At 67.2% G+C, this 16,619-nt stretch carries 16 protein-coding genes and 2 pseudogenes (1 of these 18 only partly in view); 9 read left to right on the forward strand and 9 right to left on the reverse strand.

Features of this window, described 5'->3' with window-relative positions:
* Window positions 1–314, reverse strand: a 314-nt coding sequence (locus E6K79_03640; GenBank protein TMQ66085.1) for a DUF2203 family protein, incomplete at its 3' end; no start/stop codon positions are given.
* A 50-nt stretch (window positions 315–364) separates the two neighbouring features.
* Here E6K79_03640 and E6K79_03645 point away from each other — a divergent pair.
* Window positions 365–1,915, forward strand: coding sequence for a TldD/PmbA family protein (locus tag E6K79_03645; protein ID TMQ65969.1), 1,551 nt, complete (start codon window positions 365–367; stop codon window positions 1,913–1,915).
* A gap of 2 nt (window positions 1,916–1,917) precedes the next feature.
* The gene (locus E6K79_03650; protein TMQ65970.1) at window positions 1,918–3,273 is read left to right on the forward strand and encodes a TldD/PmbA family protein; all 1,356 of its coding nucleotides are present in this window, start codon (window positions 1,918–1,920) and stop codon (window positions 3,271–3,273) included.
* Window positions 3,274–3,327: 54 nt separating this feature from the next.
* On the opposite strand, the gene E6K79_03655 is transcribed toward E6K79_03650, so the two are convergent.
* Window positions 3,328–4,380 (reverse strand): NAD(P)/FAD-dependent oxidoreductase, encoded by a 1,053-nt coding sequence (locus E6K79_03655; protein TMQ65971.1) that lies wholly within the window; start codon window positions 4,378–4,380, stop codon window positions 3,328–3,330.
* Between the two features lie 89 nt (window positions 4,381–4,469).
* On the opposite strand from E6K79_03655, the gene E6K79_03660 reads away from it, so the two are divergent.
* The 7 genes from E6K79_03660 (at window position 4,470) to E6K79_03690 (ending at window position 10,082) form a co-directional block, all read left to right on the forward strand.
* Window positions 4,470–4,961, forward strand: coding sequence for a hypothetical protein (locus E6K79_03660; GenBank protein TMQ65972.1), 492 nt, complete (start codon window positions 4,470–4,472; stop codon window positions 4,959–4,961).
* The gene (locus E6K79_03665; GenBank protein ID TMQ65973.1) at window positions 4,880–5,866 is read left to right on the forward strand and encodes a radical SAM protein; all 987 of its coding nucleotides are present in this window, start codon (window positions 4,880–4,882) and stop codon (window positions 5,864–5,866) included. The genes E6K79_03660 and E6K79_03665 overlap by 82 nt, the downstream gene beginning before the upstream one ends.
* Before the next feature lie 46 nt (window positions 5,867–5,912).
* A complete protein-coding gene (locus tag E6K79_03670) occupies window positions 5,913–6,707 on the forward strand; it encodes a metallophosphoesterase family protein (GenBank protein TMQ66086.1) in 795 nt (264 codons plus the stop codon).
* 3 nt (window positions 6,708–6,710) lie between these two features.
* The gene (locus E6K79_03675) at window positions 6,711–7,988 is read left to right on the forward strand and encodes an MFS transporter (protein ID TMQ65974.1); all 1,278 of its coding nucleotides are present in this window, start codon (window positions 6,711–6,713) and stop codon (window positions 7,986–7,988) included.
* Window positions 7,989–8,174: 186 nt separating this feature from the next.
* A complete protein-coding gene (locus E6K79_03680; GenBank protein TMQ65975.1) occupies window positions 8,175–8,762 on the forward strand; it encodes a porin family protein in 588 nt (195 codons plus the stop codon).
* Window positions 8,707–9,432 (forward strand): porin family protein, encoded by a 726-nt coding sequence (locus E6K79_03685; protein ID TMQ65976.1) that lies wholly within the window; start codon window positions 8,707–8,709, stop codon window positions 9,430–9,432. The genes E6K79_03680 and E6K79_03685 overlap by 56 nt, the downstream gene beginning before the upstream one ends.
* 47 nt (window positions 9,433–9,479) lie before the next feature.
* Window positions 9,480–10,082, forward strand: a complete 603-nt coding sequence (locus tag E6K79_03690) for a hypothetical protein (protein ID TMQ65977.1) — start codon at window positions 9,480–9,482, stop codon at window positions 10,080–10,082.
* Window positions 10,083–10,116: 34 nt separating this feature from the next.
* Here the strand turns inward: E6K79_03690 and E6K79_03695 are convergent.
* From E6K79_03695 to E6K79_03725, 7 genes and pseudogenes are all read right to left on the reverse strand, one after another.
* A pseudogene (locus E6K79_03695) lies at window positions 10,117–11,498 on the reverse strand (aspartate ammonia-lyase).
* Window positions 11,491–12,204 (reverse strand): lipoyl(octanoyl) transferase LipB, encoded by a 714-nt coding sequence (lipB, locus tag E6K79_03700; protein ID TMQ65978.1) that lies wholly within the window; start codon window positions 12,202–12,204, stop codon window positions 11,491–11,493. Before lipB ends, E6K79_03695 begins: the two are co-directional and overlap by 8 nt.
* The gene (locus tag E6K79_03705; GenBank protein ID TMQ65979.1) at window positions 12,204–13,544 is read right to left on the reverse strand and encodes a 2-oxo acid dehydrogenase subunit E2; all 1,341 of its coding nucleotides are present in this window, start codon (window positions 13,542–13,544) and stop codon (window positions 12,204–12,206) included. Before E6K79_03705 ends, lipB begins: the two co-directional genes overlap by 1 nt.
* Window positions 13,545–13,574: 30 nt before the next feature.
* Entirely contained in the window at window positions 13,575–14,597 is a 1,023-nt protein-coding gene (locus E6K79_03710; GenBank protein TMQ66087.1) for an alpha-ketoacid dehydrogenase subunit beta, read from the reverse strand.
* A 26-nt stretch (window positions 14,598–14,623) separates the two neighbouring features.
* Window positions 14,624–15,061 carry an acyl-CoA thioesterase gene (locus E6K79_03715; protein TMQ65980.1) on the reverse strand — a complete coding sequence of 146 codons (438 nt, stop codon included), beginning with the start codon at window positions 15,059–15,061 and terminating at the stop codon, window positions 14,624–14,626.
* A 37-nt stretch (window positions 15,062–15,098) separates the two neighbouring features.
* Complete coding sequence (locus E6K79_03720) at window positions 15,099–16,130, reverse strand: thiamine pyrophosphate-dependent dehydrogenase E1 component subunit alpha (protein ID TMQ65981.1); 1,032 nt, start codon at window positions 16,128–16,130, stop codon at window positions 15,099–15,101.
* 43 nt (window positions 16,131–16,173) lie between these two features.
* Window positions 16,174–16,619, reverse strand: a pseudogene (locus tag E6K79_03725) (heavy metal translocating P-type ATPase) (it continues 1,911 nt past the right edge of the window).

The following is a 16,619-nucleotide window of genomic DNA, read 5'->3' on the forward strand; positions in this document are numbered from 1 at the left end:
AGGCCCAGCTCGAGATCGCGAATGACGCAACCGTGGTGGGATACCGCCGTGAGCGACTGGCGAAAGCGCTCTAGCCGCGCCGAGTACGCGTGCTCCTTCTCACGGAGGGCGCGCACGTCCGGGTTCGATCCGCTCGCGCCGGCGCTCTCGATGGCCGAGAGGACCTCGAGCTCTCTGCGGAGGGTCGTGATCTCGCGGCCCAGGACGCTCAGCTCGGCCAGGGCCTTTTCCAGTGTCGGAATCAGGCCGTTCGCTTCCTCGACCGAGAATATCTTGTTCCGGATCCGCTCCATGATCGACCGTAACCCTAGCATTGACACCGCACTCTTGCAACCCGCAGCCGATTCTGCCACGCTCCCAGGCCATGTCTCTTGAGAGCCCGATCTCGCGGCGGGACTTCATTCGAAACGGCGCGCTCCTCTCGACGGCGATCCTGGCCGGGAGCGCCGGCGCCATTCCGTGGCTCAAGGGGGCCGGCGTGGCCGAGGCGGCGCTCATGGGGATCGGCCAGGAGCTTCGCGATGTCCTGAACCTCGAGACCGTCAATCGGATCCTCATCGAGGCGCTGGCCCGCGGCGGCGATTTCGCCGATCTCTTCGCGGAGCAGCGCTTCCGCACTTCGATCGTTCTCGACGACGGGAAAATCGACTCGGTCACGTACGGGTACCCGCGCGGCGCCGGGGTGCGCGTCTTCCGCCGCCACCAGACCGGCTACGCTTTCTCCGACGACATCGCCTACTCCAGCCTGCTCGACGCGGCCCGGGTCGCTTCGAGCATCGTGCAGAATCAGAGCCCGGTCCGGCCGCTCGACGTGACGCCGCGCAGGATTCCGCCTGCCTTCACGCTCGTGGCCCCCGCGCCGCTGATGGGGGAGCCGATGAAGTTCGACCTGCTCCGCCGCATGGACGCCGCGGCCCGGGGCGCCGACCCCCGGATCGTCTCGGTTCGGATCGACTACGTCGACGAGGTCCGCGACATCCTGATCGGCACCTCGGACGGCGCGTACGTGATCGACCGGCAGTATCTCGTCTCGATCGTGTGCGTGCCGACCGCGGCGCAGGGCTCGGAGCGCCGGAGCGGCTTCTCCTCGCTCGGCGGTCGGGTCGACCAGGACTACTTCCCGCGCCGCGATCCGGAGGCGGTCGCACGCGAGGCGGCCCGACAGGCGATCACGCTCTTGACCGCGGACCCGGCTCCGGCCGGCGCGATGCCGGTCGTCATCGGGCCGGGATGGGGCGGCGTCCTGATCCACGAATCGTTCGGCCACGCCTCGGAAGGGGACGGGATCAGCCGCGGCACCTCGTTCCTGAGCGGCCGGATCGGCACCAAGATCGCGTCGCCGCTCCTCCGCGTCATCGACGACGCGCGGTGGGCCAACGGCCGCGGCTCCTACACGGTGGACGACGAGGGGACGCCGGGACAACGGACCGCCCTGATCGACGGTGGCGTTCTCCAGTCGTACCTCCTCGACCGGCAGAGCGCGGGCCTCCTCTCGATGCGCTCGACCGGGAACGGCCGCCGGATGACCTACCGCCAGTGGCCGATCCCGCGCATGACCAACACCTACATCGACCGCGGCGTCAGCGACCCGGCGTCGCTCCTGAACGGGATCACGAAGGGGTTCTACGCGGCGGAGATGGGAGGCGGCTCGGTCGACACCACGAGCGGGAACTTCAACTTCGCGGTCCGCCTGGGACACCTGATCGAGAACGGGCAGATCACGAAGCCCGTTCGCGGCGCCATCCTGATCGGAAATTCCCTGGAGACCATGGGCAAGATCGAGGGCATCGGGAACGACCTCGTCGTCGAGCAGACGCGCGGTACTTGCGGCAAGGACGGCCAGATGGTGCCGGTCGGCGTCGGCCAGCCGACCGTGCGCTTCTCCTCGATCACGGTCGGGGGGACGGCGATCTAGCCATGGCGGTCCAGACTTCCACCACCATCCAGGAGACGCTCGAGCGGGTGCGGACCCTGGCGGAACGTTCCGGGGCCGCCGAAGCGGAGACCTACTTCGAGTTCATCACGCTCGCCGAGGCGCGCGTCCGCGAGCGGGAGGTCGAGCTGATCCAGCAGTCGGCGATCACCGGCCTCGGCCTCCGCGTGCTGCGCGACCGGAAGATGGGGTTCCTCTACACGACCGACCTGAGGCGCAACGTCATCGACGAGCTTGTCCTGCGCACCATCGCGCTCGCCGACCAGGCGACGCCGCGCGACGAGAACAAGCTTCCCGACCAGGCGTTCCCGCCGCAGGGAAACCTCGAGATCTTCGACGATGCCATCGCGGCGATGCGGCCCGAGCAGCTCATCCCGCTCGCCCGCTCCATGGAGGACAACGCGGTGGCGCGGGATCAGAAGATCCAGACCACGCTCGACACGCGTGCGGGCTACGCGATCGGCGAGGTTCATTTCTCGAATACCTTCATCCCGTACCAGGTATTCCGGTCCACCACCTCCTGGCTCACCTGCACGGCCGTGGCGACGGACGGCGACCAGAAGCGCGAGGGGACGTACTCCGATCGGAAGCGGATCTTCCTGGACCTGAATACGCCCGAGCGGATCGGGCGAAAGGCGGCCGAGCGCGCGCTCGCGAGGCTGGGAGCCAAGCCGGTCCCGTCGACCAAGGTACCGGTCATCTTCGAGGCCGAGGCGGCGGGCGCCTTCGTGGGAGGTCTCTTCGGCGCATTCAACGGATTGAACGTGATCGAGCAGCGGTCGTTCCTCGCCGGCCGGAAGGGCCAGCAGATCGCCTCGCCCCTCGTCACCATCGTGGACGACGGCATCCAGCGCCGCGGCCTCGGGTCCCGTCCGTTCGACGGTGAGGGATCGCAGACGCGAAAGACGGTGGTCGTGGAGAACGGGGTCCTCGCGCGCTTTCTCCACACCGTCTCGACCGCGCGGCGCCACAACGTCCAGCCGACCGGGAACGCCGCCCGCGGATACGATTCGCTCCCGACGGTCGGCCCCACGAACTTCTACATCGACAGCGGGTCGTCCAAGCCGGACGCGATGATCCAGGAAGTGCCCCGGGGGCTCTACGTCACCGGAACGGCCGGGTTTGGCTTCGACATCGCGGCGGGCGAGTACTCGCAGCAGGTCGAAGGACACTGGATCGAGGGCGGAAAGCTCGTCCGACCGGTGGAGGGCATCACCGTCGCCGGCAAGCTCGGCGACATGCTCCTGGGAATCGACGCCGTGGGGCGGGACCTCGAGTTCCGCACCACCTTCGCGGCCCCCACCATCCGCTTCAAGGAGCTCACGATCGGGGGCGTGTAGGCCCGAGCGGCGCGCCGCGGGGCTCACTGGGCCCACTTGCGCTCCGCGGCCGCGCTACTCCTCGGCCGCCTTCGGCTGGGTGTCTCCCTCCTCCTTCGGCGCGGCGTAGAGCTCGCCCACGGTGAATTTCTTGGGCTGCTTCACGTAGATGTACGCGGTATTGGCGGCCGCCGCGCCCTCGCTGCACGCGGTGATCAGGAGCTTGTACTTGCCGGGGTAGGTCGCGATGTCGCCGCAGCAGAAGACGCCCTTGATGTTCGTGTTCATCACGTTGTCGACCTTGATCTGATTCCCGGTGAGGTCCAGCCCCCACTGGCGGACGATCTTCGTGTCCATTAGGTAGCCGATGTTGATCGAGACGACATCGATCTGGACCTCCTGGGTCGCCCCGCTCTTTCGGTCCTTGATGATCACCGATTGGACTTTGCCGTCGCCCTTGATTTCGACGGTCTCGGTCTCGAGCAGCGCCCGGATCTTCGACTCGCGCACCTCCTCGACGTAGCTGTCCATCCCCTGCCACTTGTCGAGCATGTGAATCAAGGTGACGTCGGCGGTCTCCTTGATCGATAGGGCGGATTCCAGCGCGCTGTCCCCGCCGCCGATCACCAGCACGTGCTTCCCGCGGCTCTCCTCGACGTCGGGCATGCCGTAGAAGACGCCCTTGCCCCGGAGCTCGGCCTCGCCCGGCTTTCCGATCTTCCGCGGCTCGAACGCACCTCCCCCGGTCGCGACGATGACGCTTCGCGCCTCGTAGGCCCCCTTCGTGGAGGTGACGCGGATGAGATTGGCCTCATCGTCGCGTGCGATCATCGTCACGTGCTCGCCCTCCTGAATGCGGGCGTCCATGTGATTCGCCTGGTCGATGAAGTTCTTACCCAAATCCTCGCCCATCACGTAGGCGTAGGAGGGATAGTCGTGGACCGGTTTCTTCGGGTAGAGGGAGGCGAGCTGGCCGCCCGCGACGGCGGTATCGAGGAGCAGCGTCGACATCCGGCGCATGCGGGTGAAGAGCGCGGCGGAAAGACCTGCGGGGCCGGCGCCGACGATGAGCACGTCCCAAATCACGATTCGGAAGCCTCGGTGTCGAGCACGAGATCGAAATGGCACGGCAGCATATCACAGGGACCGGCCGGCTTACGGCGCCCGCGCGAGAGCCCCGAGCCTTGCCGGGCGCCGGCGGGCCGTGATACCTTGAAATGACCATGGCGCCGGCCCAGAGCAAGGTCCTCGAGATCATCGAAGACGCGATCTACGACGAGCAGTCTGCCCACGACTATTACCTGAAAATGGTCGAGGTCATCGACGAGCCGTCGGGCAGGGAACAATTCCGCCACCTGGCGCAGGAGGAAGTTCGCCATCGCGAGATCTTGGAAGAGCGGTGGCGGGCCCTGACCGGGAAGCGCTTCCGCTTCGAGGTGAGCAAGCTGCCCCACGAGCACGCGCCGGTGCCCACGTCCAACGCCAACGCCGTCGAGGTCCTGGGGATCGCGATGGAGCAGGAGCTGGAGGCGGTCGCCAAGTACAAGGAGCTGGCGGGGTCGGCTCCCGACGAGGAAGCCAAGAGCGCTTACTTGGAGCTCGCGCGGGACGAGCACCAGCACTACGAGTGGTTCCGCGCGCAGCGCCAGGCGATCCAGAGCGGGATCCACTGGTTCATCGAGACGCTTCCCGGCACGCTCGAGCGCTAGGCGGCATCGGCGTGCCGCAGGCGGTGGCCATTCCCCTCCGCGTCGCCACGGCGCCCAAGGTCCCGTTCCTCTCCCTCGACACCGTCTGGTTCCAGGTCGCGGGGACGCTCTGCAATCTGAGCTGCAACCACTGCTTCATCTCCTGCAGCCCGACCCACCACGCCCACGAGATCATGACCCGCGCCGAGGTGCGGCCGTACCTCGACGAGGCCGAGTCGCTCGGCGTGAAGGACTTCTACTTCACCGGCGGAGAACCGTTCTTGAACCGCGAGCTTCCAGAGATTCTGGAGGACACGCTCCGGATCGCGCCCGCCACCGTCCTCACGAACGCGACCCTGATCACGAAGGTCCGCGCGGACGATCTCGCGCGGCTGAGCGCGGGTAGCCGCTACTCGCTCGAGGCGCGGGTGAGCCTGGACGGGCTCACGCCCGAGACCAACGATCCGATCCGCGGTGAGGGCTCCTTCGAGGCGGCCTTGCTCGGGCTGCGCGAGCTTGCGCGTGCGGGATTCCACCCGATCATCACCGCGACTCAGACGTGGAGCGACGGCGAGGACGGCCGACTCCGCGAGCGGTTCCATGGCTTTCTCACCGATCTCGGGCTCGGGAGGCCCCGGCTGAAGATCCTGCCGCTCTTCCGCATCGGTCGCGAGGCAGAGCGCACCCACGGCTACGCCCCGGCCGAGCGGCTCACCGAGGAGCACATGCGGGGCTTCGATCCCTGGAACCTCCAATGCTCGACCAGCCGGATGGTCACGAGCCGCGGAGTCTACGTCTGCCCGATTCTGATCGACTCGCCGGGCGCGCGGATGGGCGCCACCCTCCGCGATACGATGCGGCCGTTCCCGCTCGCGCACGGCTCGTGCCACACCTGCTGGGCGACCGGGGCGTCCTGCCGGAACTAGGAAGGCGCGCGAGGGAGGACTCGTGATCGCGGCCGCGGAGCTCACCCTGAACGGTCCCGACCTCGAGGGCGCGCTCGCGTTTCTGGGTGGTCCCTACAGCAACCACCTGGCCCTTCGCGCCGTGCTCGAGGACGCCCGCCGCCGCGGCGCCCAGCGCATCTTCTGCTTAGGGGACCTCGGCGGCTTCGGACCGAATCCTGGGAAGGTTTTTCCGCTCCTCGAGGAGTTCGAGGTCATCACGGTCGCGGGGAACTACGATCTGGCGCTGGCGGCGCGCATGGCCGAGTGCGGGTGCGGGTACACCCATCCTTCCGACAACCGCTTCGCGCAGCTCTCCTACGACTACACCAACCGGCGCACGACCGATGCTGAGCGCGAGTGGCTCGGGAAGCTCCCCACGGCAATCCGATTCCGGCGGGAGGGACGACGGTATCTTCTCTGCCACGGATCGCCGCGGCGGACAAACGAGTTCCTCTGGGAGTCGGCCTCGTCGGACGCGTTCCTGTCGCGGCTGGCCCGGGACGCGGGGGCCGATCAGGTCCTCTGCACGCACACGGGAATCCACTGGCAGCGGACGCTCCCGGACGGATCGCGCTTCGTGAACGTCGGCGCGGTGGGGCGTCCGGCGAACGATGGGCGCACCGCGGCGTGGTATGCACTCCTGCCGGCGGGGGGCCACGTCGCCGAGCTGGTCGCGGTCCCCTACGACCACGACGCCCTGGCGCGCGAGATGGAGGAGGAAGGGCTACCTGCCGAGTTCACGGAAACGATCCGTACCGGCTGGTGGACCACCTGCCTCGAAATCCTGCCCGCGAAGGAGCGGAGCCGGGGGAAGTTCTAGCCGGTGGTCCGCGGCGTCGGGCGGGTGCTCTCGGAGTATTGGACGCAGGTTCGCGGCTCTGGCCGAAACCCCAAGCTCTACCTTGTCGGGGTCTTCCTCTTCGGGCTCGGCCAGTCGATGTTCACGCTCATCTTCAACCTCTACCTCCGATCGCTCGGGTACACCGATTCCGGCATCGGCCAGATCCTCTCCAAGGTCTCGATCGGCGCGGCCGTGGCGGCCCTCCCCGCCGCGTTCCTCTTCCGGCGCGCTCCGGCCCGCGCGCTCCTCGTGCTCGCGGGAGCGCTGACGGCGCTCGGCTACACGCTCCAGGCCACGTTCCGAGCTCCGGAGCTCCTCCTCCTCCTATCCTTCGTGACGGGCATGGTAATCACCGTCTTCCGACTCTCGATCGCCCCCGTCATCATGAGGGAGACCGGGTCGAGCGCCCGCCCCTTCCTGTTCAGCGCCGCCTTCGGCGTGCTGTTCGCCTCCGCGATCGTCGGCTCGATCGTGGGCGGCGCCCTGCCGCGTTTCTTCCACGCGTTCCTCGGGGAAGAGCAGGCCGCCCTTCGCGCGACGCTCTACGTGGGGTGCGTCCTGACGCTCCTCTCCAGCGTGCCGTTCTTCGCGATGACCGAGCCCGCCGGGAGCGGGACGCGGCTGCCCCCGACCGCCCTCATGCAGATCAGGGATTTCCTCGAGATCGACTGGGGCCTCCACCTGAGGCTCCTCCTCCCGGCCGCGCTGGTCGGCCTGGGCGCCGGGCTCATCATTCCGTTCATGAACCTCTACTTCCGAGACCGATTCGGCCTCTCGGAGGGGGAGATCGGGGCACTCTTCGCGGTCATGCAGGGATTCATGGTCGTCGGGAATCTCTTCGGGCCGGCGGTATCGCGGCGGATCGGCCTCGTCGGGGGCGTGGTCGCGACGCAGCTCGCCTCGGTCCCGTTCATGGTGGTGCTCGCGCTCTCGGGCAATTTCCCGTTGGTGGCCGCCGCCTTCTTTCTCCGGAGCGGCCTCATGAACATGAACCAGCCCCTGGCTTCCCACTTCGCGATGGAAGTGGTGTCGGAGCGCGACCACGCCGTCACGAACAGCCTCCTCTCCCTCGCCTGGTTCCTCGCGTGGAGCTTGAGCGCGGACATCGGCGGCGCGCTGATCGAGCGGAAGGGCTATACGGAGCCGCTCCTGATCGCGGCGGGCCTCTACGTGGCCGCATCGATCCTCTACTGGGTCTTCTTCAAGGATGTGGAGGAGGCCAGCGTTCCCAGGTCCGAGGTCGAGATTCCCGAAGCGTAACGGCTGCAATTACTGCCGCTTAGGTCCAGCCACAAACACTCCACGATCATCTCAAGTTTCCTAGCCCCGATGCCGATCATAGTTCGGAAGCACGGGTGGGTGCCCATTCGGCAAGGATGCCGTGCCACGGGCACCAGGGATCGGGCGGATGTCAGTCAGTAGACCTATAACGGAGGGGGAAGCACTATGAAGCGGATTCATCTGACCTTGGTTCTCGTGACGGTGTTCTGCGTGGCTGCGTTTGCTTCGGCTGCGAGCGCCAACACGGCCGGCTCGATGGAGATCAACGCCGGCTATGCCAAGTCCTCGACGGACGTCACGGGGAATAACGAGTCCATGGGCGGCGGAATCGCGTTTGGCGCCGGTTACTGGCGCAATGCGTCCCCGACCGTGCAGTGGGGTGCTGAGGCGTCGTGGGACAACCTCGGCTCCTTGGACTACACGCTTCCTGGTCCGACGACCGGGACGCTGAAGTCGAACATCATCCGTATCAACCCGGCGTTGCGCGCGAACTTCGGCTCGAAGACGGGCCCGAGCTTCTTCGCGCAGGGTGGTGCGGGTCTGTACCACATGTCGCTCAAGGATCAGCCGAGCGGTGGAGCTGAGGTTAGCGCCACGCAGTCGAAGTTCGGCTTCAATCTCGGCGCCGGCGTCGGATTCCCGGTCGGCCCGAAGACGAACATGAATTTCCTCGGTCAGTATCACTCCATCTCGACCGATGGTACGAGCACGAACTACATCGAGTTCAAGGCTGGCGTCGGATTCGGTCTGTAATCCAGGACGAACAGCGGAACCACGAACGGGGTGGCGCCTCACGGCGCCGCCCCGATTCATTAACCAGGAGGACCTCGCCATGAATCGGAACCACTGGGGCTTCATTCTCCTCACGGCGATCCTCGTCGTGGCGGTGACTCCCGCCGCGAACGCCGCCGTGCTGGGCACGCTGGAAGTAAACGCCGGATACTCGAAGGACGCGAACAGCGGCTCCTACGTCTCCGACGGAACGCTCGGCGGCGGCGTGGCGTTCGGCGCCGGTTACTACCGGAGCCTCGCGCCGATGCTGAACTGGGGCATCGAGGTGGGGATGGACAACCTCGGGTCCTCGGACTTCAACGACCCGCTCTTCGGAAGCGGCCAGGTGTCCGCGAAGGCGTTCCGGATCAACCCCGCGCTCCGCATCAACCTTGGCGCGCCGGTCGGCCCCTCGATCTTCATGCAGGTGGCCGGCGGACTCTACAACGTCAAGGGCGAGGTCAAGTTTGACTCGGGCGGGAGCGTGAACGGGAGCGATACGAAGTTCGGCGCCAACGTGGGCGCCGGCGTGGGCTTCCCGATCGCCCCGAAGACCCGGATGAGCCTGCTTGGCCAGTACCACACCGTCGCGACCGACGGAACGAGCACGAACTACTTCGCGGTCAAAGCCGGTCTCGGCTTCAGCATCTGAGTGGAATCGGTGGGGGTGGCGCCGCGAGGCGCTGCTCCCGTTTCCTGATGATCGGAGGAATTGCGATGAAGTCGGCATGCTTGGCTCTTCTCACCATGCTCCTGGTCGCGGCGATCGCTCCCGCAGCGGGCGCGAGCGCTCAGGGCGTGGTGGAGGTGAACGGGGGATTCTCAAAGGACGAGAACTACGGCTCCTACAATCCCAGCGGAACCTTACGTGGGAGCGCGGCGATCGGAGGCGGTTACTATCGGAGCTTGGCTCCGATGTTGAGCTGGGGCGTCGACGTGGCGCTGGAGCATCTCGGATCGGCGGACTTCCAAAGCGCTCTCTTGGGTGACGGGCAGATGTCCGCGAAGGTGTTCCGCATCAACCCCGCGCTCCGCATCAATCTCGGCACGCCGCTCGGCCCAACGCTCTTCGTGCAGGCTGGCGGCGGGCTCTACAACGTCACGAGCGAGATCAAGTTCGACGCGGGCGGGACCTCGAACGGGAGCGATACCAAGTTCGGCGCCAACATCGGCGGCGGCGTCTCCGTGCCGGTCGGTCCGAGGGTTCGAATGAACCTATACGGCCAGGGTCACACGGTCGCGACGGATCAGCAGAGCACGATGTACTTCGCGGTCAAGGCCGGCCTTGGCCTGAGCATCTAGGCGCGGGGGCTCGCTACCGTCCGACGGGGGCTCGCTACCGTCCCGCGGGGTTCGTCATCGCCTGGGGGGAGAAAACCTTCGCGATCTGGTCCTCGGGGAGAAGCTTCTTCTCGCGCACGATCTCGACTTCGCGGCCTCCTTGGCCACCTCGGCAGCCTTGGCGTACCCGATGTAGGGGTTGAGCGCGGTCGCGACCGCGATGGATCGCTCGAAGTAGCCGCGGCAGACATCCTCGTTCGCCGTGATCCCGTCGATGCAGGAAGTCCGGAGCACGCGAAGCGTCGGCGTGAGAAGGGCGAGCGAGCGAAGAAGGTTGTGGGCGATGACCGGCATCATGACGTTCAGCTCGAGCTGCCCCGCCTGCGACGCGTAGGCCACCGCGGTGTCGTAGCCCAGCACCTGGTACCCGACCATGTTGGCCATTTCCAAGATCACCGGGTTCACCTTTCCCGGCATGATCGAGGAGCCGGGCTGAACCGCCGGCAGGTTGATCTCATTGAAGCCGGTCGTCGGGCCGCTCGCGAGGAGCCGTAGGTCGTTCGCGATGCGCGTGAGATCAAGGGCGAAGCCCCGAAGGTCGTTCGAGACGCGGATGAACGGGGCCATGCTCTGCATCGCTTCGAACATATTCGGCGCGGAGCGGACCGGGATGCCGGTAACTCTCGCAAGATGGGCCACGACGCGCTCGCGGTACTTGGCGTGCGCGTTGATCCCGGTCCCGGCCGCGTTCCCGCCCAGGCCGACCGCGAGAAGGCCCTCGCGGCTCCGCTCCAGCGATCCCCGCCAGCCTCGGACGCATTCCCCGTAGCCGGAGAATTCCTGGCCGAGCGTGATCGGTACGGCATCTTGGAGGTGGGTGCGGCCGGATTTCAATACGTGGGCGAAGGCGCCGGATTTCGCGTCGAGGGATCGGGTCAACGCGTCCATCTCCTCGAGCAGCGGTCCCGCGAGCACGTGCGCGGCCAGGCGCATGGCCGTCGGGATCACGTCGTTGGTTGACTGGGCCATGTTGACGTGGTCGTTCGGGTGGACCAACGAGTAGTCGCCGCGCTTCCCGCCCAAGAGCTCGCAGGCCCGGTTCGCGATCACCTCGTTGACGTTCATGTGAAACGAAGTGCCCGCTCCTGCCTGATAGGCGTCGACCACGAACTGGTCGTCGAGCTTGCCTGCCATGACCTCCTCGGCCGCCGCCACGATGGCGTCGGCCTTCTTCGGGTCGAGCTCCTTGACCTCCGCGTTCGCGCGCGCGGCCGCGATCTTGATCCGGGCGACGGCCCGGACCATCTCGACGTGGAGCCGCTCGCCGCTGATCGGGAAGTTGGCGACGGCGCGGGCCGTCTGGACGCCGTAGTAGGCGTCGGCGGGAACTTCGAGGGGACCCAGCGAATCACGCTCCACGCGGGTCGCCTTAGACATGCGAGGTCAGGGGAGCCAGGGGAGCGCTCGCGAGCATCGGGAGCGGTGCCGGGGAATCGACCGGGCGATCCCAGACCCGGGAGAACGCCCGGGCGAGCTGGGCGAGGACCGCTTCGCGCGGAGGCGCGTGGCCGAGGAGCGAGGCCATCGAGGCGACACCCAGGTGGCGGATGCCGCACGGATGGATCAGATCGAAGTGGCTCAGGTCGGGATCCACGTTGAGCGCGAACCCATGAAACGCCACCCAGTGGCGTACGGCGACCCCGATCGCGGCCACCTTCTTCTCCCCGACCCAGACGCCGGTGTACGACGGGTTCCGAGCCGCCGGAAGCCCGAACGCGCCCAAGCAATCGATCAGTGCCTGCTCGAGGTCGCGGAGGTATCGGTGGAGATCCCTCCCGCCCGGGAGGCCCGCCAGGGAGACGATCGGGTATCCGACGATCTGGCCCGGTCCGTGGTAGGTCACGTCGCCACCGCGCTCAACCGACACGAGATCGACGCCTCGGCGGCGAAGCTCGTCCTGGCCGGCGCGGAGGTTCTCCGGATGGCCGGAGCGGCCAACGGTCACGACGGGATCGTGCTCGACGATATAGAGGACGTCCGGCGCTTCGTCGCGCGAGCGCATCTCGACCGCGCGGCGCTGGAAGGCGAGGGCCTCGCGGTAGGGGACGCGGCCCAGGTCGTAGACCGGAATCGGGGCAGGCATCAAATCGAGTCTAAGAGCCAGCTCTCCGGGTCCTCGAGCAGCTCCTTCACGCGGTGGAGGAACATCACGGCCGGCGTCCCGTCGACCAGTCGATGATCGAAGGAGACGACCAAGGTCATCATCCACCGGACGACGATCCGGTGATCGCGGACCACCGGGCGTTCCTGGATCAAGTGCACCCCGAGAATCGCGGACTCGGGATAGTTGATGATCGGGGTCGAGGCGGTCGCGCCGAACATGCCGGCGTTCGTGATCGTGAACGTGCCGCCCTGAATGTCGTCCAGCGTGAGCTTCTCGGCTCGGGCGCGCTTCCCGAGATCCTCGATCTCGGCCGCGAGCTGGACGATCGTCTTCCGATCGGCGTCGTGCACGACCGGTACGATCAACCCCTGGTCGCGATGCACCGCGATGCCGATCGAGTAGTACTTCTTGTAGTGGACCTCGGTGTCGGTCATCGAGGCGTTGACGATCGGGTACTCCCTGAGTGCGCGCGTGACGGCCCGGATGATGAACGGCATGTAGGTGAGGTTCAGGCCGTACTGAGCCTTTACCTTCTCCTTGAGCCGGCCCCGAAGCTCGACCAGCGCCGTCATATCGGCCTCGTCCCACGTGGAGCAGTGGGCGGCGTTGTGCCTCGAGCGGAGCATGTTCTCGGCGATCTTCTTCCGCACGTTCGTGAGCGGCTTGACCTCGACCTCGCGGCTGCCCGGCGCGGTGAAGGAGGGAGTCGGAATCGGCGCGAGCGGCTTCGGCGCTGCCGCCGGCGCGGGCGCGGTCATCGTCCCGGCTCCCGCCGCGGACGGCGCCATCGTGCGAGCCCCCGCGGCGGCCGCGACTACCCCGGCCCCCACGGAGGCGAGGACGTCCTCGCGCGTGACGCGCCCGCCCATTCCGGATCCGCGGATCTGCGACACGTCGAGGTTGTGCTCCTTGGCAAGCTTTCGAACCGCGGGCGAAAGGTGCATCCCGTCCGTCGACGGGGCGGTCGCGGTGGCGGAGCCCATCGTGCCCGCGCCACCGGAGCCGGATGCGGCTGCGCTGGCGGGCTGTTTCGCCCCGGCGGCGGACGGCTGGGCCGCGCCGCCCGAGGGCAGCGTTTCGCCGGCCGCGAGGATCACCCCGAGCGGATCACCGACCTGCGCCACGGCGCCTTCGGGAACCAGGATCTGGCCGAGGGTGCCGGGAGACGGCGCGGGGAGCTCGATGTTGATCTTGTCGGTGATGATCTCGACGATCGGCTCGTCCTTGGCGATCGGATCGCCGAGCTTCTTCAGCCACTTTCCGATCGTGCCCTCGACCACGCTCTCGCCGAGTTGAGGCACTACGATGGTGACGGGCATCCCTTCCTCCGACTCCGGCCCGCGGGCCGGCTAGTAGGCCACCGTCTCGCGGATCGCCTGGGCGATCCGTTTGGCATCGGGCAGATAGTTCTCGGCCAAGACCGGCGCGAACGGCTCCTGGGGCGCGTCGGGCGGCGACACGCGGCGGACAGGCGCGTCCAGGAAGCCGAACCCCTCTTCCGCGATCATCGCGCTGATCTCCGCGCCGACGCCCATCGTCCTCGAGCTCTCGTATACGACCACCGCGCGCGCGGTCTTCTCGACCGAGCGGAGGATGGTTTCCTTGTCATACGGCACGAGCGTGCGAAGGTCGATCGCCTCGACCTCGATCCCCTCGGCCGCGAGCATCTCCGCCGCCTCGAGCGTGCGCTTAAGCATGAGGGCGTAGGAGACGACCGTGACGTGCCTTCCCTCGCGCGCGACCGCCGCCTTCCCGAGCGGGACCGTGTAGTCGTGCTGCGGGACCGGGCCCTTGACCGTGCGGTAGAGGCGTTTGTGCTCGTAGTAGAGAACCGGGTTCTGGCCGCGGAAGGCCGACTTCAAGAGCCCCTTCGCGTCGTGCGGCGTCGACGGTGTCACGACGACGAGGCCCGGCGCGTGCATGAACCAGGAGGCGTTCGACTGGGAATGGTAGATGCCGCCGCCCACCGCGCCGCCGTAGCAGCACCGGATGACCATCGGGCAGGTGAACATCCCCCCCGAGCGGTAGCGCATCTTGGCAGCGTGCTCCACGATCCCGTCCACGGCGAGCGAGATGAAATCGTCGAATTGGATCTCGGGGGAGGGGATCAGCCCGGCGATCGCAGCTCCGATCATCCCCTGCACGAGGAAATTCTCCGAGATCGGGCTGTCGATGACGCGCATCGGGCCGAAGCGCTCGTAGAGGCCCCTCGTCGCCTTGAATACGCCGCCGTAACTGCCGATGTCCTCGCCGATCAGGAAAATGCGCTCGTCCCGCTCCATCTCCTCGGCGAGGCCCTGCGTGATGGCTTCGATCAACGTCATGGTCTTGACGTCGGCCGACGCGGCCGCGGGCCCTTGGGCTCGGTCCATGGTCTTCATCGATGCGTTCTCTCCAGTCAAGGTGTCTCGCTCCGGTGCTTCAGTCGCTCGGCCCGGCGTACCTGCGCGGCCCGGGCCTCGCGCCGCTCTTCCTGCGTCTCTAGGATCAGTGGGGGCACCGCCCTCGGCCGCCCCTTCTTGTCGATCGCGACGAACGTCATGTACGCGGTGCTGGTCTTGCGCTTCCGTCCCGTCCCGAGGTCCTCGCTCTCGACGTCCACGCGGATCTCCATCGACGTCCGGCCGGCGTAGGTCATCCGCGCCGAGAAGGCGGCCACCTGACCCACCTTGATCGGCGCCAGGAACGAGACCTCGTCCATTGACGCGGTCACGGCCTCCGACCGGCAATGCCGGTGCGCCACGACCGCGGCCGCCAGGTCCGCCCAGTGCAGCACCATCCCGCCCAGCACGTTTCCGAGCGTGTTCGCGTCATTCGGAAGAACGAGCTGGACCATCTCCACGCGCGTCTCGCGCGGGGTCTTGCCGATCCGCCTAGCTGAGCGGGGCGTAGACGTCCTCCAGAATCTCGCTGGGATCGGGGTGCGGGCTCTTCTCCGCGAACTCGATCGCTTCCTCGATCTCCTTCTCGATGCGCTGGAGCGTCGTCTGCTTGTACGCCTCGTCGATCACGCCGCGCTCCATCAGGAGCTTCTCGTACCTCGGAACCGGGTCGCGCTTCTTCCAGTACTCGAGCTCCTCCGTCGTCCGGTAGGTCGCGGGATCGATCTCCGAGTGGCCGTACCAGCGGTACGTCTTCATCTCGATCAGCGTCGGGCCCTCGCCGCGCCGCGCGCGGCGGACCGCTTCCTGAGACGTCTCGTACGCCAGAACGAGGTCGTTCCCGTCGATCGTGACGCCGGGAAAGCCGTAGGCCTTCGCGCGCTCGGAGACGTTCTCGAGCGGAACGCCCAGGCGTTTCGGCACCGACTCGGCCCAGAGGTTGTCCTGCACCACGAAGACGCAGTTCAGCTTGTGGATTCCCGCGAAGTTCAGGGCCTCGTGCCAGACGCCGTTCGACGTCGCGCCCTCGCCCGCGAAGGCGACCGCCACGTTGTCCTTCTTCTGGATCTTCCAAGCGAGCGCGCAGCCCGTGGCGATGACGGTCTGGGCGGCGATCGTGGAGGCCGGCGTGATGATCCCCATGGGCTTCCAGCCGTAATGGCAGGGGTGCGACTTCCCGCGGTCGGGGCTGTCCTTCCGCGCGAAGAGCTGGGCCATCAAGTACTTGATCGGCATCCCCTTCGTGATCACAGCGCCGATCTCGCGGTGCTGGATTCCGATCACGTCCTCAGGGCGGAGGCCAAAGCAGGGACCGACGACGGTGGCTTCCTGGCCCACCGCGCTGAAGTAGGTGCCGTGGAAACGGCCCTGCTTGAAGAGCCGGCGGCAGCGCTCGTCCACCTGCCGGACCAAGTTCATGTAGTAGTAAAGCCCTTTTAGCTCGTCGTTTGAAACCGGCATGAAGCCTCCTCGCTCGACCCGACGCGCCAAGTCCGCTGGCTGGTTGCCGATGGGGCTCGGCATTCAAGCCTGCGACGATACCAGAAGTGGGCTGCCGACGCCACGGTCACACCTTCGCGCGGCCGAGCCGAAGCGCGTTCACGACGACGGTGACCGAGCTCAGGCTCATGGCGGCGGCCGCAACGATCGGGGAAAGCAAGACCCCGAACGTGGGATAGAGCGCGCCGGCCGCGATCGGAACCCCGAGCACGTTGTAGATGAACGCGAAGAACAGGTTCTGCTTGATGTTTCGCATGGTGAGGCGGCTCAGGCGGCTCGCGCGCACGATGCCGCGGAGGTCGCCCTTCACGAGCGTTATGTCCGCGCTCTCTATGGCCACGTCGGTGCCCGTCCCCATCGCGATGCCGACGTCGGCCTGGGCCAAGGCGGGGGCGTCGTTGACGCCGTCGCCCGCCATCGCGACGGTGCGTCCCTCCTCCTTGAGCCGCTTCACCGCCGCCGCCTTCTCCTCGGGCAGCACCTGTGCGATCACCTCGTCGATCCCGAGGCGGC

The sequence above is a fragment of the Candidatus Eisenbacteria bacterium genome (assembly GCA_005893305.1).
GTDB lineage: Bacteria > Eisenbacteria > RBG-16-71-46 > SZUA-252 > SZUA-252 > WS-9.